Genomic DNA, 22771 nt, shown 5'->3' with positions numbered 1-22771 from the left:
TTGTGGGAGAGTAGGTCGTCGCCTTTTTTAAACTAATCCTGAACATTTATTTGTTCAGGATTTTTTTTGTTTAAAATTAATTATAGTTTATATGCAATACACAATTCTTTTTGTGGTTTATAACGAATAAACTTCAATCACGTTGTCCTGAAATGAATAGTACCATGCTAATTAAAAATTAGTTTAATCAAACCCTTAACATGACTATATCTATGAGTGTGTCTAATTATTATTAAGGATCTTCTTTATTTTATATTTTAAGGCTATAATTAGCTTAATTAAGTAAGTTTTTATCTTTTAATACAAAAAACTATGTTTTTATTATTTCTTTTAAATTAGTGTCTCTATAATCACTTATAAATCTGTATTTATTATTCGTATACATTTATAAACAAAGAAGCCTAACTTATTAGTGTTAGGCTTCTTTGTTTTATAATAAGGTGTGTTTAGGTATTACTTTTTCTTTCTAAACATACTATCCATAATAGTCATAAGACCTTTGAAAGCAAAATACATTGCTAAGAAGCAAATAATAATCCCAATAATTAATATAGGGATAAATAGTGGTTTTTCTCTGTTTGTTAGTGATATATGGAGGAATGTTGGGCCTAATAGCATACATGCTAAAGATATCGCCATTTTTTTTAAGCCTTTTACTAGAATTTCTTTGTTTGTTTTATCTGTTTCCATTGTTGAAGAAATCTATAGATGCTCTTACGTTTTTGTGTTCTTGTAAAAGACGTTCTGCATCAGTGTATGATATATTTAATTCAGCCATAATCATTTTAATACCACGATCTACAAGTTTGTCATTATTCAGTTGCATATCTACCATTTTATTTCCTTTTACTTTTCCTAACTGAATCATAGAGGCTGTGGATATCATGTTTAGTACTAGTTTTTGAGCTGTTCCTGCTTTCATTCTTGAGCTTCCTGTTAAGAATTCAGGACCTACAATGATTTCAATAGGATATCGTGCAGTTAAAGATAACGGGCTGTTTTTATTACATGTAATACAAGTTGTAGTAATATTACTATCATTACAGGCTTCCAATGCAGATATAACATAAGGAGTTGTTCCTGATGCAGCAATTCCTATTACAATATCTTTATTTGAAATATTATGTCGTTGCAAATCTTCCCAAGCTTGAGTTGTAGAATCTTCTGCAAATTCTACAGCATTTCTTATTGCTTTATCTCCTCCTGCAATTATACCAATGATAACATTAGAATTTACTCCAAAAGTTGGAGGACATTCTGACGCATCAAGCACACCTAATCGTCCGCTAGTACCAGCTCCAATATAGAAAATACGGCCTCCCATTTTTAATTTTAAGATGGCTTGCTTGATAACTAATTCTATTTGAGGTAAAGCTTCTTCAATAGCAAAAGGTACTGTTTTATCTTCATTATTAATGTTGATTAATAAATCTGAAAGAGTCATTTTTTCTAAATTATTATATTTAGAATTTGCTTCGGTTGTTTTAATAAAAGTCATGACACAAAGATAAAAATTTAAAAAAAATGAATGCTAATTAATTAAAAAGAAAAAGATCCCTAATTAGGGATCTTTTTTGATAATGTATTAATAAGATGTATAAGTAATTACTACTTAAATAGTTTCTAATATAGAATTAAAAGTTGCGCTAGGACGCATAGCATCTGTGATTAATTTAATACTTGGTAAATAGTAGCCTTTAAGATTTACAGGTGTTCCCTGAATTGTATTAAGTTCTTCAATAATTTTATCTTCGTTTTCAGATAAAGCCTTAGCAACATTTGTAAAAGTAGCTTTTAAAGTAGCATCTTTAGTTTGATTAACTAAAGCTTCTGCCCAATATAAAGCTAAATAAAAATGACTTCCACGGTTATCTAATTCTTTAACTTTACGAGAAGGTGATTTTCCGTTATCTAATAATTTTCCAGTAGCTTCATCTAAAGCGTCTGCTAAAATTAATGCCTTATCATTTTTAGTTTTTTCAGACATATACTCTAAAGAAACAGCCAATGCTAAAAATTCACCTAAAGAATCCCAACGTAAATGATTTTCTTCTAAGAATTGTTGTACATGTTTTGGAGCAGATCCACCAGCACCAGTTTCGAATAATCCGCCACCATTCATTAAAGGAACGATAGATAACATTTTAGCACTTGTTCCTAATTCTAAAATAGGGAATAAATCTGTTAAGTAATCACGCAATACATTTCCTGTAACAGAAATAGCATCTTCTCCTTTTTTAATACGAGCTAATGTAAAATAAGTTGCTTCTTCTGGAGATAAAATTTGAATATCTAATCCAGATGTATTATGATTTGGTAAATATTTTTCTACTTTTTTAATTAATTCAGCATCATGCGCTCTGTTTTTGTCTAACCAAAATACAGTAGGTATGTTTGTAGCTTTTGCTCTGCTTACAGCTAATTTAATCCAGTCTTGAATAGGAGCATCTTTAGCTTGACACATTCTCCAAATATCACCAGCTTCAACAGTATGTTCAATTAATACGTTATTGTTCGCATCAATTACACGAACAATACCATCTGTAGCTATTTCAAAAGTTTTGTCATGAGAACCATATTCTTCAGCTTTTTGAGCCATTAGACCAACGTTAGGAACAGTTCCCATTGTTGTCGGATCGAAAGCTCCATGTTCTTTACAGAAATTAATAGTTGCTTCGTAAATACTCGCATAACTACTATCTGGAATTACAGCTTTAGTGTCTTCTTGTTTCCCTGCGGCATTCCACATTTGTCCAGAAGTACGAATCATTGCTGGCATAGAAGCATCGATAATAACATCGCTAGGTACATGTAAATTAGTGATTCCTTTATCTGAATCTACCATGGCTACTGAAGGTCCGTTTTTGAAGGCTTCGTCTATATCTGCAAGAATTTCATTACGTTTATCTTCTTGTAAAGCTTCAATAGAACTTAATAAGTTTCCAAACCCATTATTAACGTCAACACCAATACTGTCTAAAGTTTCAGCGTGTTTATCAAAAACATTTTTAAAGAATACACGTACAGCATGACCAAAAATGATAGGGTCTGAAACCTTCATCATAGTTGCTTTCATGTGTAGAGAGAATAATACGTTTTTATCTTTAGCATCTTTAATTTGAGCCTCTAAAAACTTTAAAAGTGCTTTTTTACTCATTACAGTACCATCGATAATTTCACCTTCTAATAGATCTAATTTATCTTTTAATACTGTTGTTTTTCCATTTTTATCTTCTAACTGAATACTTATAGATGTAGCATGGTCTAGAGTTATAGATTTTTCATTACTGTAAAAATCTCCTTCACTCATAGTCGAAACATGTGTTTTAGAGTCTGGATTCCAAGCTCCCATTGAGTGTGGATATTTTTTAGCGTAATTTTTTACAGCTTTAGGTGCTCTACGGTCAGAGTTTCCTTCACGTAATACAGGGTTTACAGCACTACCTTTTATCTTATCGTATCTTGATTTGATTTCTTTTTCAGCATCAGTTTTAGGTTCGTCTGTATAATTAGGTAATTTATATCCGTCACCTTGTAATTCTTTAATAGCTGATTTAAGTTGAGGAAGAGAAGCACTAATATTTGGTAATTTTATAATATTAGCTTCTGGGTTTTTAGCTAATTCTCCAAGTTCTGTTAAAGCATCAGGTAATTGTTGGTCTTCAGTTAAGAAATCTGAAAAGTTAGCAATAATTCGTCCCGCTAAAGAAATGTCTCTAGTTTCAACATTGATTCCTGAAGGACTTAAGAAAGCTTGAACGATTGGTAAAAAAGAATAAGTAGCTAAAGCCGGTGCTTCATCTGTTTTTGTGTAAATAATTCGAGAGCTGTATGCCATTTTAATTTGTTTTATAGAATTTTTTTGAACGAAAAATGCAACACAATTTTCGTGGAATGCAAATATACAAAAAAGCTAATGTTTAACTATAACGATTTAAAATTAGAAATAGCTTTTATGTAATTTTTATTTATCTAGTTAATGTTTTTGTTATTGATAAATTATAAATTTGGGGAATTAGTTTATTTATCAATAATTAGATGATTGCTTTTTTTGTATTTATTTTATAAAACAAAAGCCATATCACAATAGCGTAAACTATATTGATATGGCTTTCTCTGAAATAGTATTTTAATATTATCAGTCTATGGTCTGATTACGTTCAGATTATAATCTTACTTGTTTTTATTTAAAATAAACTATTTCAAAAATGAAACATTTATAAATGTAACGTTCAAAATGTATTTACTAATTACTAAATGTTTCTCTTTTAATTGTTTTCTATGTTTCTGCTTTAGTTTTATAAAAACTAATTAGAATATCGTTTTCTTTTTTATGTAAATCAACTTTTGTTTTAATGTTTAGAAAACTTTAAGTTTTAATTGTTTTTATTGCCTAGCAATTTTACTTTTTAAAACCCCATAATTTTTAACAACAATACATGTTATTTAAAAATCTGAAAAAACAATTTAAAAGAACGTTTAATACTTTAATTCTTAAACTAGAGTATTAATCTGTTTTATAAAGATAAGAAATAATATTAGTTTTTCAATGTTTTTTAACATTTTAGATATCAACAGGTTATGAACTTAACTTTTTAACTTTTGTTCATAAAAAAAGTCCTAACTAAATTGTTAGGACTTTTTAATATGATAAGTAAGTTACTACTTGTTTCTTCTTTCTTTAATTCTTGCTTTTTTACCAGTAAGACCTCTAAAGTAGAAAATACGAGCTCTACGCACTTTACCTTTTTTGTTAATTTCTACTTTTTGTAAAGCAGGCATGTTAACAGGGAAGATACGTTCTACTCCTACAGTACCAGACATTTTTCTGATAGTAAATGTTTCAGAACTACCTGAACCTCTTTTTTGAATTACTACACCTCTGAAAAACTGAGTACGTACTTTTTCTCCTTCTCTAATTTCGTAGTAAACAGTGATTGTATCTCCTGCTCCGAATTCAGGGAATTCTTTTTTTGTTACAAATTCGTCTTGTACAAATTTTATTAAAGATTCCATATCTTTATTATTTAATTATAGTTAATCCAAAGCAACATTCACGATTTTCGCCAGAGGTTGATTCGAAATTGGGTGCAAAAATAGTGATTTATTTTTTATTTGCAATACTTTGTTGTTATAAATTAATTAGTCTTCTAATAAGTCTGGACGGCGTTTTTTTGTATGCTCAAAAGCTTGATCTTCACGCCATTTCTCTATTTTAGGAAAGTTACCACTAAATAATATTTCAGGAACTTTTAATCCTTTATACTCTCTAGGTCGTGTATAAATAGGTGGAGCTAATAAATTATCTTGAAAAGAATCGGTTAATGCAGAGGTTTCATTACCTAAAACACCTGGGATTAATCGTATTATAGAATCGCATAAAACTGCTGCTCCTAATTCGCCTCCAGATAATACATAATCGCCTATAGAGATTTCTTTAGTTATAAATAAATCACGTACACGTTGATCTACTCCTTTATAATGACCACAAAGAATAATAAGGTTTTCTGCTAAGGATAATGTGTTTGCAATGCCTTGTTTTAAAGTTTCACCATCTGGTGTCATGTAAATTACTTCGTCGTAATCACGCTCTGTCTTTAATTTAGTGATGCATTTATCTATAGGTTCAATAAGCATTACCATTCCAGCACCACCCCCAAACTGATAGTCGTCTATCGTTTTATAGTTGTCTGTTGTGTAATCTCTTAAATTATGAAAATGAACTTCAACTAAATTAGCATCAATAGCTCGTTTTAATATAGATGCTTCAAACGGACTTTTAAGTAGTTCAGGTAAAACAGTAATGATATCTATGCGCATGGCTTCATTTTAAATCAATTGCAAAGATGCGAAGAATGGATTTAAAAACCGAAGATATTTAATACCCAAATACAATTAACAAAAAAGTCCATACGTTGGTGTATGGACTTTAATTTATAAAGGATTGTAATTCTTAGGACTAAGAGTTTCCTTTTTGTTTATTTAATTCATCCTGTAATTGTCTGCGAACTTTTTGTTCTCTTTCTAAAGCTGTTTTTCGATGTTCATCAAATTCTTCTTCAATTTCAGAAAGCATACGTTTAGCTTCTTTAGTTATAGAATTACTATTTCTAAATTTATAGATAAAGAATAGTAAACATATTAAGAGTCCGCCTATAATAGACCAAATAAACGTGTTATAAGTTGTTTTACTTAATTGCATACCTAAAAATTCCATACTATCTTTTTCTTGATTAGTAAGGTCTAAAGTGTTTTGAGTTTCGTTTAATTTTGTTTTTAAGGTTGCGATTTCATTAGATTGTTGATCTACAATAATTTGAGTTTCAACTAAATCTTTTCGAATAGCTTGTAAAGAGTCTAAAGTGTGAGACTTTAATGTTTGTAACCATGCTTTTTTAACCACCTTGTAATTCTGATAGTTATTCGACTTCTGAATAAGAAATTCGAATTGAGTATCTAAAGTACCTTCGTTTAAAGATAAATTAGAATTTGAATCTTCATCTTTATTTGTTTGCGCAGATAAAGTAATGGTAAGCAGACACGCGATTAGCGTGGTTGTAATGGTTTTTACTACATTCATTATTGAAATCTTATTTGGTTTTTAAGGATGTCACGAATTTAAAAAATAATGTTTAAGTTCGGCAGTATAATTTACAAAAACCTCACAAATGTGAGGTTTTATATATACGTTAGAAATTAATACTTGGATGATTCCTATTAATAATATGTATAACGTCTAACTTTAGAAATATATTTTGCAAGCCTAACTACTTGATGGCTATATCCATATTCGTTATCGTACCAGATATATAAAATTGCATTTTTATTATTTGGGCTTACAATTGTGGCTTTACTATCAAAAATTGCTGGAGCAGAACAACCAACAATATCGCTAGATACTAATTCGTCGCTAAGTTCGTATTTAATTTGCTCGACTAAAGCACCTTCTAAAGCATTCTTTTTAATGGTAGCATTTAAATTATCAATAGAAGTTTCAGAATTTAATTCTAAATTTAAGATGGCTAAAGATCCATTTGGTACAGGAACTCGAATAGCATTAGATGTTAATTTGCCTTCTAAACTAGGTAAGGCTTTTGCTACAGCTTTTCCTGCCCCTGTTTCTGTAATAACCATGTTTAATGCAGCTGCTCTACCACGACGGTATTTACTATGATAATTATCAACTAAATTTTGGTCGTTTGTATAGGCATGGATTGTTTCTAAATGACCATGTTTCACACCATATTCATCTTCCATAGCTTTTAAAATAGGAGTAATGGCATTAGTTGTACAGGATGCTGCAGAAAAAATATTTACTGTATCCGGATTATATTCTAAATGATTTACACCATGAACAATATTGGGAATACCTTTTCCTGGAGCTGTCAATAATACTTTATTTACGCCTTTCGCTTTTAAATGTCTGCTTAGTGCTTCTTTGTCTCTAAATGCTCCAGTGTTGTCTATAACCAATGCATTGTTGATACCATAAGAGTTGTAATCAATATCTTCTGGATTATTTGCTGAAATAATTTTTACAGTGGTTCCATTAATTATTAAAGCATTATTTTTTGCATCTACTGAAACTGTTCCTGGAAAATCGGCATGAACAGAATCGTTTCTTAAAAGAGAAGCTCTTTTTTCTAACACCGTTTGATCTATTTCTCCGCGTGTTACTATGGCTCTTAAACGAAGTTGATTACCTGCTCCTGTTCGAGTCATGAGTTCTCTAGCGACTAGACGGCCAATTCTACCAAAACCATAAAGCACAACGTCTTTAGGGGTAATAGTTCCATTTTTTTTAGCATTTTTAAGCTTATTAACAATGAATGCAGTCGCATTAAGTTCCTTTAAATCATTAGACTGAAATTCGTAAGTTAATTTTCCGATATCTAACTTTGCAGGTGGTAAATCTAATTTCTTAATCGCTTGAGCAATATCTACAGAATCGAAAATAGAAATTGGTTTTTGTACAAATTTACCAGCATATTCGTGTAAGTTTAGAATCTGACTTACGTTTCGATCTATCAATTGATTTCTAAACAGGACCAGTTCTATGGCTTTATCGTACCAAAGGTCGCTTACAATTTTAATAAATTTTACAGTAGCTCTTCTTCTATCGGCTTGGAAGGCTAGTTCTTTTTCATAAGTTTCGTTAAAACTCATTAGTTATAGTTTTAGTTTGTAAAACCAAAAGTAATAGATTTCAAACGTTTTCGTAGTCTGTTTTTTAAAAAAAAATAAAACCCTCAAGAATATCTAAAGGGTTTTATTAAAATTGTTTAAAGATGTTTATGTTTTATCTAAAGTTATAACGTTCTTTTTCACCTTTAGCATTAATTAATTCGATTTGTAAAGGTTCGTAAGGTGATTTTGTTTTAAGTATGTTTTGAACATCATCAATAGTGTTTACTTTTTGTGCGTTAATGGCCGTTATAATGGTCCCTTCTAAAATGCCGTTTTGTTTCCAATATTGAGCATATTCGTCATTAAGTCTTATAATTTTTACACCGTTATTTAAGTTAAATTTCTTTAAGTCTTTTTTATCTGTGTTTTTAATCACACCAACAAGAGGCATTGTGAATGTTTGATTTTTTATTAGAGTTACTGGGATTTCTTTTAAATCTCCATCTCTTAAAATGGTTATATTTACAACATCGTCTGGACGCTTTGTGTTTAAATGACCTCTTAGATCTGCAAATTTTCTAATTTTAACTTGATCTATTTTTTTTATAATATCACCTTTCTCAATACCCGCAACTTGTGCACCAGAGCCTTCTTCAACATTATCTACATAAAAACCTTCTGTATCTTGAATATTTAATTTTTCTGCGAAAGCATTATTTAAAGCACCCCCTGTAACGCCTAAAATACCATTTTGTACGTTACCGTATTCCATAATATCTTCAATTACTTTTCTTGCTATATTACTAGGTACAGCAAAAGAATACCCTATGTAAGAACCCGTTTGAGAAGATATTGCTGTATTTATTCCTATTAAATCTCCATTTGCATTTACTAGAGCACCACCAGAATTTCCAGGGTTTACAGCAGCATCTGTTTGTATAAACGATTGGTAACTATCTCCTGATAAATCTCTGGATTTTGCACTTATAATACCTGCAGTTACTGTAGATGTTAGATTAAATGGATTACCTACAGCAAGTACCCATTCCCCAAGTTTGGCTTGATCACTATCACCAAAAGCAGTATACGGTAAATCTTCACCTGCTTCAATTTTTAATAAGGCGATATCAGTTTTTTCATCGCTACCAATAATTTTAGCATTAAATTCTCTATTATCATTTAAAGTAACTGTTAGTTCTTGAGAATCATCAATCACATGATTGTTCGTAATAATATATCCGTCTGGAGAAATAATTACTCCAGAACCTGTACCTACTTGTGGTCTTGCAGAACTTCTTCCGTAAAACAAGTCTTTATAGGTCATCTGTCCAGAAACAATAGATGTGTTTTTAACGTGAACAACGCTGTGAACTGTGTTTTCTGCTGCGGTTGTAAAGTCGGGCGCGTTGTTAATAGCGTTAGCGACGTTAGATGTTGGTATAAAATTAGTAGGAGTTTGTGTTTTAGTAATTACTAAAGCATTATTGCTTTCTAAAAACATTTTATAAGTGCCAAGAGTTAACATACCTCCTAAGGCAGAAACAAGGACTAAGGTTAATATTTTTTTCATGTTAAAAGTAATTTAGGTTATTGTATAATGATGAATAAAATTACTTCTTTAATGGAATAGATGAAATAGTTTAACGCTATTTAACTTACTATTAAAGAGTTTTTAACACTCGGAATAATAGCTAATATTCCTATATTTGCTCCTAATTATGAAACATACATTTTATAAATATCAAGGAACAGGGAATGATTTTGTGATGATAGATAATCGTCAAAATACATTCAATAAACAAGATACAGCTCTTATTAATCGCTTATGTGATAGACGATTTGGAATTGGCGCAGATGGATTAATTTTACTCGAAAATCATCCAGAAGTCGATTTTAAAATGGTGTATTATAACGCTGATGGTAATGAAAGTACCATGTGCGGAAATGGAGGACGCTGTTTATCTCAGTTTGCAAAAGATTTAAAAGTAATCGATAAAAAAGCCTCTTTTGAAGCTATAGATGGTATGCACCATGTTGTGTTCGATGGTGAATTAATACAATTGCAAATGCAAGATGTGTTGACTGTAGAGAACCATGGATCGTATGTGTTTTTAAATACAGGATCCCCTCATCATGTTCAGTTTGAGGATAATATTGAAACATTCGATATAAAAACCTTAGGACAAACAATTAGAAATGGTGCTCCTTATTATAAGGAAGGAACTAATGTAAATTTTGTTAAGAAAATGTCTAGTGATTCTTTTGAAGTTAGAACTTACGAAAGAGGCGTAGAAGACGAAACTTTATCTTGTGGTACAGGTGTAACTGCTGTTGCTATTGCTATGAATTATTTAGGGGAAACTCCTGGTAATACAGTGCGTTTAAAAGTTAAAGGCGGAGATTTAAAAGTGTCTTTTACTAAAACAGAACAAGGTTATAACAATGTTTGGCTAATTGGTCCTGCAAAACAAGTGTTTAAAGGAGAAATAGAATGGTAACCTTAAAAGGCAAACATATTTATTTACGAGGTTTAGAACCTGAAGATTTAGATTATATTCATAAAGTTGAAAATGATGAATCTATCTGGGAACTAAGCAACACCCAAACACCGTATTCTCGCTATTTAATTAAACAGTATTTAGAGCAGGCACATCTTGATATTTACGAAGTTAAGCAATTACGTTTAGTGATTTCAGATTATGATAATAATACGATTGGTTTAATAGATATTTTCGATTTCGATTTTAAAAATAGAAAAGCCGGTATAGGTATATTAATAAACGATGTCGAGAAACGTGATAAAGGCTATGGTAGCGAAGCATTGTCTTTATTAATAAATTATTGTTTTATTCAACTTCAATTACATCAAGTGTATTGTAATATATCTGAAGACAATAAGGCTAGTCTTAAACTATTTACTAATCAAGGTTTCCAAAATGTTGGGTTAAAAAAAGACTGGAACCTTGTAAACGGAACATATAAAAACGAATTTCTTTTTCAACTAATTAATAACTAATGTATATTAAAAAAATTATTGTAGCCATAGTGCTAATTGGACTTGTAGTTGCTGCATTTTTTGCAAACTATGTATATTCAGCCATGTTTAAGCCAAATACGGCTTTTAATAATGAAAGTGCATACATTTATGTTGCTACCGGAGCATCTTATCAAGATGTACGAGAACAATTAAAACCTCTTTTAAAAGATATTGATAAGTTTGATGCTTTGGCAGAACGTAAACAATATACTACTCATATTAAAGCTGGAAAGTTCCGTATTGCGAAAGATATGAATAATAACGATATTATAAATTCTATACGTATTAATAATATCCCAATTCAAGTTGCTTTTAATAATCAAGAAAATATAGAGAAATTAGCAGGTCGTATCTCAACTCAAATTGAAGCAGATAGTTTAGAGCTATTAACCGCTATGAGAGATACCTTATTTTTAAAAGATAACACATTTAATAAAGCAACGCTGTTAGGGATGTATATTCCTAATAGTTATGAGTTTTTCTGGAATACTTCTGGAGAAGAATTTAGAGACCGTATGCTTACGGAATATAAACGATTTTGGAATGAAACCAGATTAGCAAAAGCAAAAGCAATTGGATTGACTCAAAACGAAGTCATTACTTTAGCCTCTATTGTACATGAAGAATCTAAAGCCGCCGACGAACAGCCTAGAATTGCGGGAGTGTATTTAAACAGATTAAAAGTTGGTATGCCTTTGCAAGCAGATCCTACTTTAAAATTTGCAGCTTATCAATTACCTGAATATAAAAATACTATTATAAAGCGTGTTTTAAATATTCATAAAGCAATTGAATCTCCTTATAATACATATTTAAATGGCGGATTGCCTCCTGGACCAATAGCAATGGCAGATCTTACAGCTATTAAAGCAGTTTTAAATGCAGAGAAGCATGATTATTATTATTTTGCAGCAGATGCAGAGCGTATCGGATATCATAGATTTGCTAAGAATTTAAGTCAACATAACGCCAATGCAAGAGCATATCAAAGCTACTTAAATCGTCAAGGAATCACGCATTAGGTTCCTAAAATAGAATTTTAACAAAAGTTTATGTAATATTTTTCCTTCGCGAAAAGAAACTAAAACACCATCTAAACTCGGTTAAAACGTACGTTTGTAGCATAATAGAAGCACTATATTTCTGTTAATCAATTAGTTTTCAGATTAATAAAAATGTTGTATATTTGCAAGCTGAAATTTTCAGGTAAACATCTATTACCCACCTGAAGAAATTAAATCGTATGATAAAAAATATTGGAAGTTACTTATTCGTAATTCTTGCAATATGTTCTTTGGCTTTCTTTTCGTTTTCAACAGATGAAACTTTTAAAGTCGGGGACAGTTATTTGACAAAAGGCTTGGCCTTAAATTATAACATGGTTAATGATAGTATTAGCTATAACAATGCAGAAGCATTAAAAACAGATATTGCAAGTTCGTTTTCACCTTCTTTAGGAAAAACGTATGTAGGTTTTAAAGAAGCTTTAGGTTTTAAAGAATCTAGAGGTAATTATTTTACAGTGAATACATTGGGGTATTTAGGAAAATACCAATTTGGAAAAGAAACTTTAAAAATTATCGGTATTCATAATCCGGTACAGTTTCTAAAGAATCCAGAGTTACAAGAAAAAGCATTTTTAGCAAATGCAGAACGTAATAAATGGATTTTAAGACGTGACATTAAAAATTATGTAGGTAAAAAAATAAATGGTGTTGTTATTACCGAATCAGGGATATTAGCAGCAGCACATTTATCTGGGCCTGGAAGTGTTAAGAAATATCTGAGAAGTCATGGATCTATCAGTTTTTCTGATGCTTATGGAACAACAATTGAGCATTATATGAAGAAGTTTTCTGGATATGATACATCTTTTGTAAAGCCAAACAAAAAAGCTAAAGTGAATAAAGCTTAAGTTTTAACTTTTATGAATTATAAATATTGAAGGCCTCTTATGGAGGTCTTCAGTGTTTTTAGACCATTCTGAAGCTGGTTTTGTTTTAATAAACTCTGTTGGTAATGTAATATCACATGCTACACAAACCATAGTACCTTTACTTAAGGTGTTAGAAATGTCTTCAAGCATCTTATTATTTCTGTAAGGTGTTTCAATAAAAATTTGTGACTGATTGTGTTCTAAAGATAAACGCTCTAAACGTTTTAATTCATGTTTTCTCTCGCTTTTATCTATAGGTAAATAGCCATTAAAAGAAAACCCTTGACCATTCATTCCAGAACTCATAAGTGCAAGTAGGATGGAAGATGGTCCTACTAAAGGCACAACTTGTATGCCTTGCTGATGAGCGATATTTACAACATCAGAACCTGGATCTGCTACACTTGGGCAACCTGCTTCAGAAAGTAAACCAACATTAGTTCCGTTTAAACACGCTTCTAAAAAGCTTGGTAAATCACTTTCTGAAGTAAATTTATTTAAATGAAAAAAATCTAAATCAGATTGTATCGTTTCAGGACAAATTCGTTTTATAAAACGTCTTGCTGTTTTTTCATTTTCAACAATAAATATATTGGTATTTTCAATGATGGTTTTAACAGAAATAGGAAGTACTTCTAAGGGATCGTTATCGCCTAAAGTGGTTGGAATAAGATAAAGTTTTCCTAAAGAAGTTTTCATAATTGTATAGATTAATTCAGCTTTTAAAGTTAAACTGAATGGTATTATTTTAATTTTTCAGCAATAATATCGCAAGCTTCATCTAGCATTTTGTATACATTTTCAAAACCGTGAGTTCCGCCGTGATACGGATCTGGAACATCGTAATTTTGATCGGGGTAGACTTCATTTAAAATCATCTTCACTTTAGCTTTGTCAGCTTCGTGCCGTGCTAAACGTATAATGTTGTCGAAATTAGAACCATCCATGGCGTATATTATATCAAAATCATCAAAATCGCGAACAGAAAATTGGCGTCCCATTAATTTTGAAATATTGATACCGTATTTATTACCAACAGTTATAGATCTGTTATCAGGATTAGAACCGGTGTGATAATTTGCCGTTCCTGCAGAATCTATAACAAAATCTTCGTAAGGTAATTTAGATCGTAAAATACCTTCTGCCAATGGAGATCGGCAGATGTTGCCTAGGCAAACCATAAGTATTTTAGTCATTGTAAGTGTGTTTTAAACCGAAAGCTTTTTAGTAATATCTTCAACGTACTTTTTAAATTGTTTGTCTGTAGTCGATAAATTATCAACCGTTTTACAGGCATGAAGTACTGTAGCGTGATCACGTTTTCCAATTTGCGATCCAATACTGGCTAGAGATGCTTTGGTGTATTTCTTAGCAAAAAACATAGCCAATTGTCTTGCTTGTACAATATGACGTTTTCTTGTTTTAGATTGAAGTGTGTCTACATTCATTTGGAAATAATCAGACACTACTTTTTGTATGTAATCTATTGATACTTCGCGTTTTGTGTTTTTGACAAATTTTTCAACAATTTGTTTTGCAAGGTCTAAAGTGATTTCTTTTTTATTGAAAGACGATTGTGCGATTAAAGAAATAATGGCACCTTCTAATTCTCTCACATTTGTTTTAATGTGTTTTGCAACATATTCAACAATCTCTTCTGGCATGTCTACACCATCGCGATATAATTTGTTGTTAACAATAGAAACACGAGTTTCAAAATCTGGACTTTGCATTTCTGCAGATAATCCCCATTTAAAACGTGATAATAAACGTTGTTCAATATCCTGCATGTCTACAGGTGCTTTATCACTCGTTAAAATAACTTGCTTACCGTTTTGGTGTAAGTGGTTAAAAATGTGAAAAAACACATCCTGTGTTCCTGTTTTACCAGATAAGAATTGTACATCGTCAATAATTAAAACATCTATTATTTGATAGAAGTGAATAAAGTCATTTCTATTATTTTTCTTAACAGAGTCTATGTATTGTTGCGTAAACTTCTCGGCAGAGATATATAAAACCGTTTTTTCAGGATATTTGTCTTTTATTTCAACACCAATAGCGTGCGCTAAGTGTGTTTTTCCAAGACCAACACCACCAAAAATTAATAACGGATTAAACGATGTTCCTCCCGGTTTTGCAGAAACAGCTAAACCAGCGCTTCGTGCTAAACGGTTAGAATCTCCTTCTAAAAAGTTGTCGAAACTGTAATTTGGATTAAGTTGAGATTCGATCTTAACATTTCTAATACCAGGAATAATAAACGGATTACGTAATTCTGGGTTTTTGTTATTAAGAGGTATATCTACATCTTGTGCTTTTACAGCAGATCTGCTTGAACTAGGAATACGTTCTGTAAACGGTTGCTTATTGCCATAAGTGTTTTCCATTTTAATAATGTAAACCAATTTGGCTTTTTCACCTAATTCTTTAGTTAAAGCTACTTTTAAAATTTTAACATAGTGTTCTTCCAGCCACTCGTAGAAAAATTTGCTCGGTACTTGTATGCTTAAAGCATTGTCCGTTAACTTAACTGCGGCAATAGGTTCAAACCATGTTTTATATGCTTGCGGTTGGATATTATCTTTTATAAATTCGAGACAGTTACTCCATACCGATTGCGCAGTTACACTCATTATAATTTAAAAGATTTTTTAGTTAAAGTTAATGAGAGATATTGAAAATTTCTCTCGTTTTTTGGTTTGACAAATATGTGAACAAAAATCTTAAAAAAAAAATGCTTTGCTATTGAATTTTAAGATTTTTTTCCTCATGTTTATCAGGCATTGTAAGCTACGAAAAAATAATGAAATTTAAGCATGATAATTAACGAAATAGAAATAAGAGTAAGATATGGAGAAACCGATCAAATGGGGGTTGTCCATCATGGTAATTATGCGTTGTACCTAGAAATGGCGCGGACTGAGTGGTTAAGGTCGTTAGGTGTGTCTTATAAAGAGATGGAAGCGCAAGGTATAATGTTACCAGTAATATCAATGACTTTAAATTACAAAAAATCAGCTTTTTACGATGAGGTAATTAAAGTAAAAACAATACTAAAAAAGCAACCAAGTGTTAAGATTGATTTTGACTTTGAAATCACTAATCAAGAGGGGGAATTACTGGTTTTAGCAAATACTGTTTTGGCTTTTATAAATATGGAAACCAGACGTCCTATGAAATGTCCGAAATATATATTAGATCTTATACCCGAATAATCTTACAGTTCTTTTATATCAACTTCAAATAAGATGCTGAAACTATTAAACACAGCTTCAGCATCTTTTTTTCTAACAGAAATGGTGAGCTCGCAATTCAGTTCTAATTTCTGATTAATAACATTTAAATTTTTCTCCTTAATAATACGCATCACCTTATTCATGTTTTTGTAATCAAAAATAATAAGGTAATCTATATTTATGGTGCGTTCTACAATGTTTGATGCTTCTAAACTTAATTGGGCAGATGTTCGGTATGCGCTAATTAATCCTCCAACTCCTAATTTTACACCTCCAAAATATCGAACGACAATAATTAGAACGTTTGTAACATCGAAAGACTGAATTTGCCCATAAATAGGCATGCCTGCAGAATTATTAGGTTCGCCATCGTCGTTTGCACGATATGCAATGTTTTCTGTCCCTAATTGATATGCATAACACCAATGCCTAGCAGAATGATGTTGTTTCTTTATGGCTTCTAGATGTTCTTTTACGTCGTCTTCTGTCTTTACCGGAAAAGCATATCCAAAAAACTTACTGTTTTTTTCTTTAAAGAGTGTTTCTTCAGACGGTTTTAAAATCGTTTTGTATGTGTCTTGTACTTCCAAAAATTAGCTAAATAGTTCTTTTTTAGTTTCAAAAAGGGTTGTGACGTCTTCTTTAGCTGGGTTGATATTCCAAGTGTGGATTCCTAGTTTTTCTGCAGCGGTGGTGTTTTCTTTAAGATCGTCTACAAATAATGTTTCAGAAGCTACAAGGTTGTTTTGCTTTAAAACATATTCGTAGATATCTGGGTTCGGTTTTCTTAAGTTGATTTCATGTGATAGGTAGAACACATCAAAATAACTTTGAAACTCATTAAAAAATGGTACATAACTTTTTACAAATTCGATATGTAAATCGTTAGTATTGCTTAATAATATCAACTTGTATTTCTTACTTTCTGAAAGTGCTTTTAAAAATTCTAACCGATGATGTGGGAAATCTTTTAAGATTGAGTTCCATATTTCTAGAATTTTATCGGACTTTACATCTGGAAAAGACGATTCGTAAAACTCTACAAATTCAGAGGTATCCATCAGGCCCATTTCATATAGACTGTTAATATGAGTTAAGTCTTCAGGAATGCTGTCTAGTTTAAAATTAAGTAAAGCATTTTCAAGAGCACCGACTTTATCTAGGTTGATAAATACGTCTCCAAAATCGAATATTATTGTTTTAATCATTGATGTAATATTTTAAAGTATCGTTTAATAGTTTGGTTTCAGAAGTTAAGCATTCTTTTATTTCAGGTGCTTTTGTGCCTTCTAAAAACTGATTTGTGCCGTAAAAGACACGGGCTTCGTCCCAAAGGTTTTCATTTATAAAGGTTTGAAGGGTTTTGCTTCCGCCTTCAATAATTACAGACGTGATATTGTGCTCGTGTAAACGTTCACAGATTTGAGACGCTAAAGGTTGTGAGGTATTTAATTCAGCATCTGTCAACCTTATGGTTTTAGCTGTAGTATTAAATACGGCAGCTTCTTCCGGTAAGTTATTATGTGTATCAACTACAATGCGTGTAGGGGGTAGTCCCACCCAATCGCGAACGGTTAAACTCGGATTGTCTTGTAAAATGGTGTTTCCTCCAACTAAAATGGCTTGCTCTTCGGCGCGCCATTTATGCACCAGTTGTCTAGAATATATGTTGGTAATCCATACCGGTTTTTGTTCCTTTTTAGTTTTAGGAGCTATAAAGCCATCGACAGATTGTGCCCATTTTAAAATAATATATGGTCGCTTTTTATTGTGAAATGTAAAAAAACGTTTGTGAAGGTCTTTACATGCAGCTTCTAAAACACCAACAATAACCTCGCATCCCGAATTTTGTAATTTTTTTATGCCTTGTCCAGCAACTAACGAATTATCGTCTATAGTGCCAATAACAACTTTTGGAATATTATGTCTTATAATAAGGTCGCTACATGGTGGCGTTTTTCCAAAATGAGAACACGGTTCTAATGTTACATATAGTGTAGCATTTTTTAAAACTGATTTATCTGTAACCGATTGAATCGCATTTACTTCGGCATGAGGTCCGCCATATGGGCTTGTAAATCCTTCACTAATAATGGCGTTGTTAACTACAATTACACAGCCTACCATTGGGTTTGGTCGTGTAGTTCCAAGTCCGTTTTTGGCAATTTCTATACAGCGATTTATGTATTTTTCATGTATCTTCACGGCACAAAAATAAGATTAAAATTGGGTATGAGCCATTTCGAGATCAGAGAAATTCAAACTAAAGATAATCAACAAGTCGCAGAGGTGATTCGAACCGTTTTAATTGGGGCTGGTGCACCAAAAGTTGGTACAGCTTACGAAGACAAAGCTTTAGATGATATGTTTGAGGCTTACAATAAGCCAAAATCGACTTATTTTGTGGTTATTAAAAATAATCGCGTTATTGGAGGTGCAGGAATAGGACCAATAGATGATGAATTGGAAGTATGTGAATTACAAAAAATGTATTTCTTAGATGAAGCTAGAGGGTGTGGTATAGGTAAAACAATGATGGAGATGTGTTTGCAAAAAGGCAGAGATTATGGCTTTAAGCACTGTTATTTAGAAACGTTGCCTTATTTAAAATCGGCAATCCATTTATATGATAAAATCGGATTTAAAAATTTAGATGAACCGATGGGGACAACCGGACATTATTCTTGTAATGTTTGGATGATAAAAGAATTATGAAGTTAAAAGCAATTCAACAGACATTTCACGAAGCTTTAGATGCCGAATATGATAAACGAGAAGTCGATCATTTCTTTTTCATGATATGTGAATATTATTTCAATTTTAAACGTATTACTTTAGCCTTAGAACCAGATTATAGTATTTCAGAAACAGAAGCTATTTCTGTTTTAGATGCTTTAGAATCTTTAAAACAACATAAACCTATTCAGTATGTTTTAAAAACGACTGAGTTTTTTGGGTTAGAATTTCAGGTGAATAATTCGGTGTTAATCCCTAGGCCTGAAACAGAAGAATTGGTGGCATGGATTATTGAGTCTGATTTAGATAAAATTAAAAAACCATTACGTATTTTAGATATTGGAACAGGGAGTGGTTGTATCGCAATTTCTTTAGCAAATAAATTTACAAATGCAGAAGTTTTTGCAGTCGACGTGAGTGAAGATGCTATAATAGTTGCAAAGCAAAATGCAGAAGGTAATAAGGTTAATGTTAGTTTTATACAAGCCGATATCTTATCTGTAGACACATATAAGAATGCTAATTTTAATTTGCCTTTCGATATTATTGTTTCAAACCCGCCGTATGTTCGCGAATTAGAAAAACTTCAAATGAAATCCAATGTCTTAAATCACGAACCGCATTTGGCTTTGTTTGTAGAAGACCATGATCCGCTTAAATTTTATAAGGCCATCACAAAATTGGCTAAAAAGCATTTAGTAAATGACGGTTTGTTGTTTTTTGAAATCAATGAGTTTTTAGGAAATGAAATGGTCGATTTATTGCAAGAACATACATTTACACATGTAGAATTGCGACAAGATATGTTTAAAAGAAATAGAATGATTAAAGGCATAAAAAAACTATGAAATCTATAGCTGTGTTTTGTGGGTCGAGTACAGGTACCGATTCAAAAATAAAATCTGAAGCTTATCAACTTGGTAAAACTTTAGGAGAACAACATATTACATTAGTTTACGGAGCTGCAAAAATTGGAATCATGGGCGAAGTTGCTCGTGGAGTAATAGATCAGGAAGGTGACGTTTTGGGTATTATTCCTGGGTTTTTAGAAACTAAGGAAATTGTACATCCAAAATTATCAGAACTTATTGTTACCGATAATATGCACGAGCGTAAAGTGATTATGTATGAAAAATCGGATGGGTTTATGGTGCTTCCTGGCGGATTTGGAACCATGGACGAATTTTTTGAAATCACGACTTGGGGGCAATTGGGGCTTCATATAAAACCTATTGGGATTTTAAATATTAATGGTTTTTTTGATAATTTATTAGCGCAGTGTAAAACCATGGTAGAGCGTGGTTTTTTAAAACAAGAAAATTTAGAAGCTGTTGTTGTAGATGATACTATAGATGGTTTATTAGAACAGATGAATAATTACAAACCATTGCCTGCCCCGAAATGGTTAAATAAAGATAGATTGTAAGCATGACAATTGAAGCACAAATTCAGCAATTAAGAGACGAATTAAACGATTATAATTATAAATATTACGTTTTAGATCAAAGTGAAATTAGTGATTTTGAGTTCGATATGAAACTAAAATCGCTTCAAGATTTAGAGGCTAAGCATCCCGAATTTCATGATGAAAATTCGCCTACAAATCGAGTTGGAGGTACAATCACTAAAAATTTTAATACTGTAGTTCACGATTACCGCATGTATTCTTTAGATAATTCATATTCTAAAGACGATTTGCTGGCTTGGGAACAACGTGTTAAAAAAATGGTAGATGGCGATGTGTTTTATACGTGTGAATTAAAATACGATGGTGCTTCAATAAGTCTGACTTATGAAAAAGGGGTATTAACTAAGGCTGTAACTCGAGGAGATGGAGTACAAGGCGATGAGGTTACAGCAAATATAAAAACCATTAAGTCGGTGCCTTTAACTTTAAAAGGTGATTTTCCTGAAAAATTCGATATTCGAGGAGAAATTGTATTACCGTTTGAGGGGTTTAATAAAATGAATGAAGATAGAATTGAGATTGGAGAAGAACCTTATCGAAATCCGAGAAATACTGCTTCTGGAAGTTTAAAATTACAAGATAGTAGTGAAGTTGCTAAACGTCCTTTAGAATGTTTATTATATACTATAATAGGACGAAATTTAAATATTCAGTCGCAAATTGAAGGTTTACAAAAAGCACGAGATTGGGGGTTTAAAGTGCCAAGTGCAGCTAAATTGGTTCATTCTATAGATGACGTTTTTGAATTTATAGAATACTGGGATGTACACAGACACGATTTACCTTACGAAACAGATGGTGTTGTTATTAAGGTAAATAGTTTTCAGCATCAAGAGGAGTTAGGGTATACGGCAAAAGCACCACGTTGGGCCATTGCTTATAAATTTAAAGCAGAACGCGTGTCTACCCGATTAAATGAAATTACTTACCAAGTGGGGAGAACGGGGGCAATTACGCCTGTCGCTAATTTAGAACCAGTGGAGTTGGCGGGAACCACTGTTAAACGTGCGTCTTTACATAATGCCGACCAAATAGCAAAGCTCGATATTCGTGAAGGCGATGAAGTGTTTGTTGAAAAGGGAGGCGAGATTATCCCTAAAATTATTGCAGTCGATTTAACGCAACGACCTGCAGATTCTAAACCTACTGAATATATTACGCATTGTCCAGAATGTAATACGGAATTGGTAAGACAAGAAGGTGAAGCACAGCATTATTGTCCGAATTATAACGGTTGTAATCCTCAAATTATTGGTCGTATTCAACATTTTATTTCAAGAAAAGCGATGGATATTGATGGGTTAGGAGGAGAGACAGTTGCGTTGTTGGTAAATAAGGGGTTAATTCATAATTATTCAGATTTATATGAATTAACAAAAGAAATAGTACTTCCGCTAGAGCGTATGGCAGAAAAAAGTGCAGATAATTTAATTAACGGAATAGAGCTATCTAAACAGGTGCCATTTGAACGTGTGTTATATGCGTTAGGAATTCGTTATGTAGGAGAAACAGTTGCTAAAAAACTAGTTAAACATTTTAAATATATAGATGCAATTGCACAAGCTACGGAAGAAACATTAGTTAATGTAGATGAAATTGGCGTGAAAATTGCTAAAAGTGTAGTTGCCTTTTTTCAGTCAGAACAAAATAAGGCTATTATCGATCGTTTGAAAGCGTTTGGGGTTTCTTTAGAGATTTCAGAACAAGTATTAGCCAATCAAACAGATACACTGGCAGGAAAAGTATTTGTAGTGTCAGGTGTATTTACTACAGTTTCTAGAGACGAGCTTAAAAAAATAATTGAAGATAATGGAGGGAAAGTAGGAAGTTCAATTTCTTCAAAAACCAGTTATGTCGTTGCTGGAGATAAAATGGGACCAAGTAAACGTACCAAAGCGGAGCAGTTAGGAATTGAGATTTTGTCGGAAAGTGATTTCTTATTATTGTTAAATGTTTAGTGATTTTTTTAAATTTCAGGTGTTCTTGCTCCAAGTCTGCAAGTTTAATTATTAATAATTACATTTGTTAGCTTGTCTATTATAGATTTATGAGAAAAACATATTTTATATTAATTATATTATTCATTTTAAGTGTATCATATTTGTTTTTACAGTATGCTGAGTTTTATAGTATTTCAAATGTTATTATGGCGTTAGTAGTGCCTTTTATTTGTGTTTTTTATTTGTTAACTCATAAAAATCAACTGTTATATTTTACTGCATTTTTAG

The 22771-nt window shown here is 31.7% G+C and carries 23 protein-coding genes; 9 read left to right on the top strand and 14 right to left on the bottom strand.

All coding sequences use genetic code 11. The annotated features are described in order from the left end of the window. Positions 1–453: 453 nt before the first annotated feature. The 8 genes from Q1B05_RS17655 to Q1B05_RS17620 all read right to left on the bottom strand — a co-directional run bounded on the left by Q1B05_RS17655 (position 454) and on the right by Q1B05_RS17620 (position 9697). Entirely contained in the window at positions 454–690 is a 237-nt protein-coding gene (locus tag Q1B05_RS17655) for a DUF6095 family protein (protein WP_299782607.1), read from the bottom strand. Next, entirely contained in the window at positions 677–1498 is an 822-nt protein-coding gene (gene murQ / locus Q1B05_RS17650) for an N-acetylmuramic acid 6-phosphate etherase (protein WP_299782605.1), read from the bottom strand. Before murQ ends, Q1B05_RS17655 begins: the two co-directional genes overlap by 14 nt. A gap of 114 nt (positions 1499–1612) precedes the next feature. Next, positions 1613–3838, bottom strand: a complete 2226-nt coding sequence (locus Q1B05_RS17645; protein ID WP_299782603.1) for an NADP-dependent isocitrate dehydrogenase — start codon at positions 3836–3838, stop codon at positions 1613–1615. Positions 3839–4662: 824 nt separating this feature from the next. Then, positions 4663–5016 (bottom strand): 50S ribosomal protein L19, encoded by a 354-nt coding sequence (gene rplS, locus Q1B05_RS17640; protein ID WP_299782602.1) that lies wholly within the window; start codon positions 5014–5016, stop codon positions 4663–4665. Positions 5017–5142: 126 nt separating this feature from the next. Next, positions 5143–5820, bottom strand: a complete 678-nt coding sequence (gene trmD, locus Q1B05_RS17635; protein ID WP_299782600.1) for a tRNA (guanosine(37)-N1)-methyltransferase TrmD — start codon at positions 5818–5820, stop codon at positions 5143–5145. Between the two features lie 139 nt (positions 5821–5959). After that, a complete protein-coding gene (locus Q1B05_RS17630; protein ID WP_299782598.1) occupies positions 5960–6580 on the bottom strand; it encodes a tRNA (guanine-N1)-methyltransferase in 621 nt (206 codons plus the stop codon). 137 nt (positions 6581–6717) lie between these two features. After that, positions 6718–8166 (bottom strand): glyceraldehyde-3-phosphate dehydrogenase, encoded by a 1449-nt coding sequence (locus Q1B05_RS17625; protein WP_299782596.1) that lies wholly within the window; start codon positions 8164–8166, stop codon positions 6718–6720. 133 nt (positions 8167–8299) lie between these two features. After that, complete coding sequence (locus tag Q1B05_RS17620) at positions 8300–9697, bottom strand: trypsin-like peptidase domain-containing protein (protein ID WP_299782594.1); 1398 nt, start codon at positions 9695–9697, stop codon at positions 8300–8302. Positions 9698–9845: 148 nt separating this feature from the next. On the opposite strand from Q1B05_RS17620, the gene dapF reads away from it, so the two are divergent. The 4 genes from dapF to Q1B05_RS17600 all read left to right on the top strand — a co-directional run bounded on the left by dapF (position 9846) and on the right by Q1B05_RS17600 (position 13079). After that, positions 9846–10625, top strand: coding sequence for a diaminopimelate epimerase (gene dapF, locus Q1B05_RS17615; RefSeq protein ID WP_299782592.1), 780 nt, complete (start codon positions 9846–9848; stop codon positions 10623–10625). After that, positions 10619–11143, top strand: coding sequence for a GNAT family protein (locus tag Q1B05_RS17610; protein ID WP_299782590.1), 525 nt, complete (start codon positions 10619–10621; stop codon positions 11141–11143). Before dapF ends, Q1B05_RS17610 begins: the two co-directional genes overlap by 7 nt. Beyond that, the gene (mltG, locus tag Q1B05_RS17605; protein ID WP_299782588.1) at positions 11143–12186 is read left to right on the top strand and encodes an endolytic transglycosylase MltG; all 1044 of its coding nucleotides are present in this window, start codon (positions 11143–11145) and stop codon (positions 12184–12186) included. Before Q1B05_RS17610 ends, mltG begins: the two co-directional genes overlap by 1 nt. A 221-nt stretch (positions 12187–12407) precedes the next feature. Continuing rightward, entirely contained in the window at positions 12408–13079 is a 672-nt protein-coding gene (locus tag Q1B05_RS17600; protein ID WP_299782586.1) for a peptidoglycan-binding protein LysM, read from the top strand. 3 nt (positions 13080–13082) lie between these two features. Here Q1B05_RS17600 and Q1B05_RS17595 read toward each other — a convergent pair whose 3' ends face one another. The 3 genes from Q1B05_RS17595 to dnaA are packed head-to-tail and all read right to left on the bottom strand — an operon-like array spanning position 13083 to position 15736. Then, the gene (locus Q1B05_RS17595; protein WP_299782585.1) at positions 13083–13799 is read right to left on the bottom strand and encodes an SAM-dependent methyltransferase; all 717 of its coding nucleotides are present in this window, start codon (positions 13797–13799) and stop codon (positions 13083–13085) included. A gap of 44 nt (positions 13800–13843) precedes the next feature. Next, a complete protein-coding gene (locus tag Q1B05_RS17590; protein ID WP_299782583.1) occupies positions 13844–14296 on the bottom strand; it encodes a low molecular weight protein-tyrosine-phosphatase in 453 nt (150 codons plus the stop codon). Positions 14297–14308: 12 nt separating this feature from the next. Next, positions 14309–15736, bottom strand: a complete 1428-nt coding sequence (gene dnaA, locus Q1B05_RS17585) for a chromosomal replication initiator protein DnaA (protein ID WP_299782580.1) — start codon at positions 15734–15736, stop codon at positions 14309–14311. 183 nt (positions 15737–15919) lie between these two features. Between dnaA and Q1B05_RS17580 the strand changes: the two genes are divergently transcribed. Then, positions 15920–16318: a thioesterase family protein gene (locus tag Q1B05_RS17580; protein WP_299782578.1), complete on the top strand. Its 399-nt coding sequence runs from the start codon at positions 15920–15922 to the stop codon at positions 16316–16318. 2 nt (positions 16319–16320) lie between these two features. On the opposite strand, the gene Q1B05_RS17575 is transcribed toward Q1B05_RS17580, so the two are convergent. From Q1B05_RS17575 to ribD, 3 genes are read right to left on the bottom strand one after another with little or no spacing between them, the layout of a single operon-like run. Beyond that, positions 16321–16929 (bottom strand): YigZ family protein, encoded by a 609-nt coding sequence (locus tag Q1B05_RS17575; protein ID WP_299782576.1) that lies wholly within the window; start codon positions 16927–16929, stop codon positions 16321–16323. A 3-nt stretch (positions 16930–16932) separates the two neighbouring features. Further along, the gene (locus Q1B05_RS17570; protein ID WP_299782575.1) at positions 16933–17547 is read right to left on the bottom strand and encodes an HAD family phosphatase; all 615 of its coding nucleotides are present in this window, start codon (positions 17545–17547) and stop codon (positions 16933–16935) included. Continuing rightward, positions 17540–18544, bottom strand: a complete 1005-nt coding sequence (gene ribD / locus Q1B05_RS17565; RefSeq protein ID WP_299782573.1) for a bifunctional diaminohydroxyphosphoribosylaminopyrimidine deaminase/5-amino-6-(5-phosphoribosylamino)uracil reductase RibD — start codon at positions 18542–18544, stop codon at positions 17540–17542. The genes Q1B05_RS17570 and ribD overlap by 8 nt, the downstream gene beginning before the upstream one ends. Positions 18545–18571: 27 nt before the next feature. Between ribD and Q1B05_RS17560 the strand changes: the two genes are divergently transcribed. The 4 genes from Q1B05_RS17560 to ligA are packed head-to-tail and all read left to right on the top strand — an operon-like array spanning position 18572 to position 22501. Continuing rightward, the gene (locus Q1B05_RS17560; protein ID WP_299782571.1) at positions 18572–19054 is read left to right on the top strand and encodes a GNAT family N-acetyltransferase; all 483 of its coding nucleotides are present in this window, start codon (positions 18572–18574) and stop codon (positions 19052–19054) included. Then, positions 19051–19923 carry a peptide chain release factor N(5)-glutamine methyltransferase gene (gene prmC, locus Q1B05_RS17555; RefSeq protein ID WP_299782570.1) on the top strand — a complete coding sequence of 291 codons (873 nt, stop codon included), beginning with the start codon at positions 19051–19053 and terminating at the stop codon, positions 19921–19923. Before Q1B05_RS17560 ends, prmC begins: the two co-directional genes overlap by 4 nt. Then, complete coding sequence (locus Q1B05_RS17550; protein ID WP_299782567.1) at positions 19920–20501, top strand: TIGR00730 family Rossman fold protein; 582 nt, start codon at positions 19920–19922, stop codon at positions 20499–20501. Before prmC ends, Q1B05_RS17550 begins: the two co-directional genes overlap by 4 nt. A gap of 2 nt (positions 20502–20503) precedes the next feature. Continuing rightward, the gene (ligA, locus tag Q1B05_RS17545) at positions 20504–22501 is read left to right on the top strand and encodes an NAD-dependent DNA ligase LigA (RefSeq protein WP_299782565.1); all 1998 of its coding nucleotides are present in this window, start codon (positions 20504–20506) and stop codon (positions 22499–22501) included. The last annotated feature ends 270 nt before the right edge of the window (positions 22502–22771 follow it).

Origin of the sequence: uncultured Formosa sp. (assembly GCF_947500765.1) — a bacterium.
Classification (GTDB): Bacteria; Bacteroidota; Bacteroidia; order Flavobacteriales; family Flavobacteriaceae; genus Formosa.
The sequence above is the reverse complement of the archived record's forward strand: the minus strand, read 5'-3'. Positions and strand labels throughout refer to the sequence as shown.

Excerpts from the sequence above, each read along its gene's own strand:
- Q1B05_RS17620 (WP_299782594.1), bottom strand. The coding sequence starts at position 9,697 with ATGAAAAAAATATTAACCTTAGTCCTTGTTTCTGCCTTAGGAGGTATG.
- Q1B05_RS17600 (WP_299782586.1), top strand. The coding sequence starts at position 12,408 with ATGATAAAAAATATTGGAAGTTACTTATTCGTAATTCTTGCAATATGT.
- Q1B05_RS17645 (WP_299782603.1), bottom strand. The coding sequence starts at position 3,838 with ATGGCATACAGCTCTCGAATTATTTACACAAAAACAGATGAAGCACCG.
- Q1B05_RS17550 (WP_299782567.1), top strand. The coding sequence starts at position 19,920 with ATGAAATCTATAGCTGTGTTTTGTGGGTCGAGTACAGGTACCGATTCA.
- dapF (WP_299782592.1), top strand. The coding sequence starts at position 9,846 with ATGAAACATACATTTTATAAATATCAAGGAACAGGGAATGATTTTGTG.
- Q1B05_RS17610 (WP_299782590.1), top strand. The coding sequence starts at position 10,619 with ATGGTAACCTTAAAAGGCAAACATATTTATTTACGAGGTTTAGAACCT.
- prmC (WP_299782570.1), top strand. The coding sequence starts at position 19,051 with ATGAAGTTAAAAGCAATTCAACAGACATTTCACGAAGCTTTAGATGCC.
- trmD (WP_299782600.1), bottom strand. The coding sequence starts at position 5,820 with ATGCGCATAGATATCATTACTGTTTTACCTGAACTACTTAAAAGTCCG.
- Q1B05_RS17580 (WP_299782578.1), top strand. The coding sequence starts at position 15,920 with ATGATAATTAACGAAATAGAAATAAGAGTAAGATATGGAGAAACCGAT.
- dnaA (WP_299782580.1), bottom strand. The coding sequence starts at position 15,736 with ATGAGTGTAACTGCGCAATCGGTATGGAGTAACTGTCTCGAATTTATA.
- Q1B05_RS17590 (WP_299782583.1), bottom strand. The coding sequence starts at position 14,296 with ATGACTAAAATACTTATGGTTTGCCTAGGCAACATCTGCCGATCTCCA.
- murQ (WP_299782605.1), bottom strand. The coding sequence starts at position 1,498 with ATGACTTTTATTAAAACAACCGAAGCAAATTCTAAATATAATAATTTA.
- rplS (WP_299782602.1), bottom strand. The coding sequence starts at position 5,016 with ATGGAATCTTTAATAAAATTTGTACAAGACGAATTTGTAACAAAAAAA.
- Q1B05_RS17655 (WP_299782607.1), bottom strand. The coding sequence starts at position 690 with ATGGAAACAGATAAAACAAACAAAGAAATTCTAGTAAAAGGCTTAAAA.
- ligA (WP_299782565.1), top strand. The coding sequence starts at position 20,504 with ATGACAATTGAAGCACAAATTCAGCAATTAAGAGACGAATTAAACGAT.
- mltG (WP_299782588.1), top strand. The coding sequence starts at position 11,143 with ATGTATATTAAAAAAATTATTGTAGCCATAGTGCTAATTGGACTTGTA.
- Q1B05_RS17625 (WP_299782596.1), bottom strand. The coding sequence starts at position 8,166 with ATGAGTTTTAACGAAACTTATGAAAAAGAACTAGCCTTCCAAGCCGAT.
- Q1B05_RS17630 (WP_299782598.1), bottom strand. The coding sequence starts at position 6,580 with ATGAATGTAGTAAAAACCATTACAACCACGCTAATCGCGTGTCTGCTT.
- Q1B05_RS17595 (WP_299782585.1), bottom strand. The coding sequence starts at position 13,799 with ATGAAAACTTCTTTAGGAAAACTTTATCTTATTCCAACCACTTTAGGC.
- Q1B05_RS17570 (WP_299782575.1), bottom strand. The coding sequence starts at position 17,547 with ATGATTAAAACAATAATATTCGATTTTGGAGACGTATTTATCAACCTA.
- Q1B05_RS17560 (WP_299782571.1), top strand. The coding sequence starts at position 18,572 with ATGAGCCATTTCGAGATCAGAGAAATTCAAACTAAAGATAATCAACAA.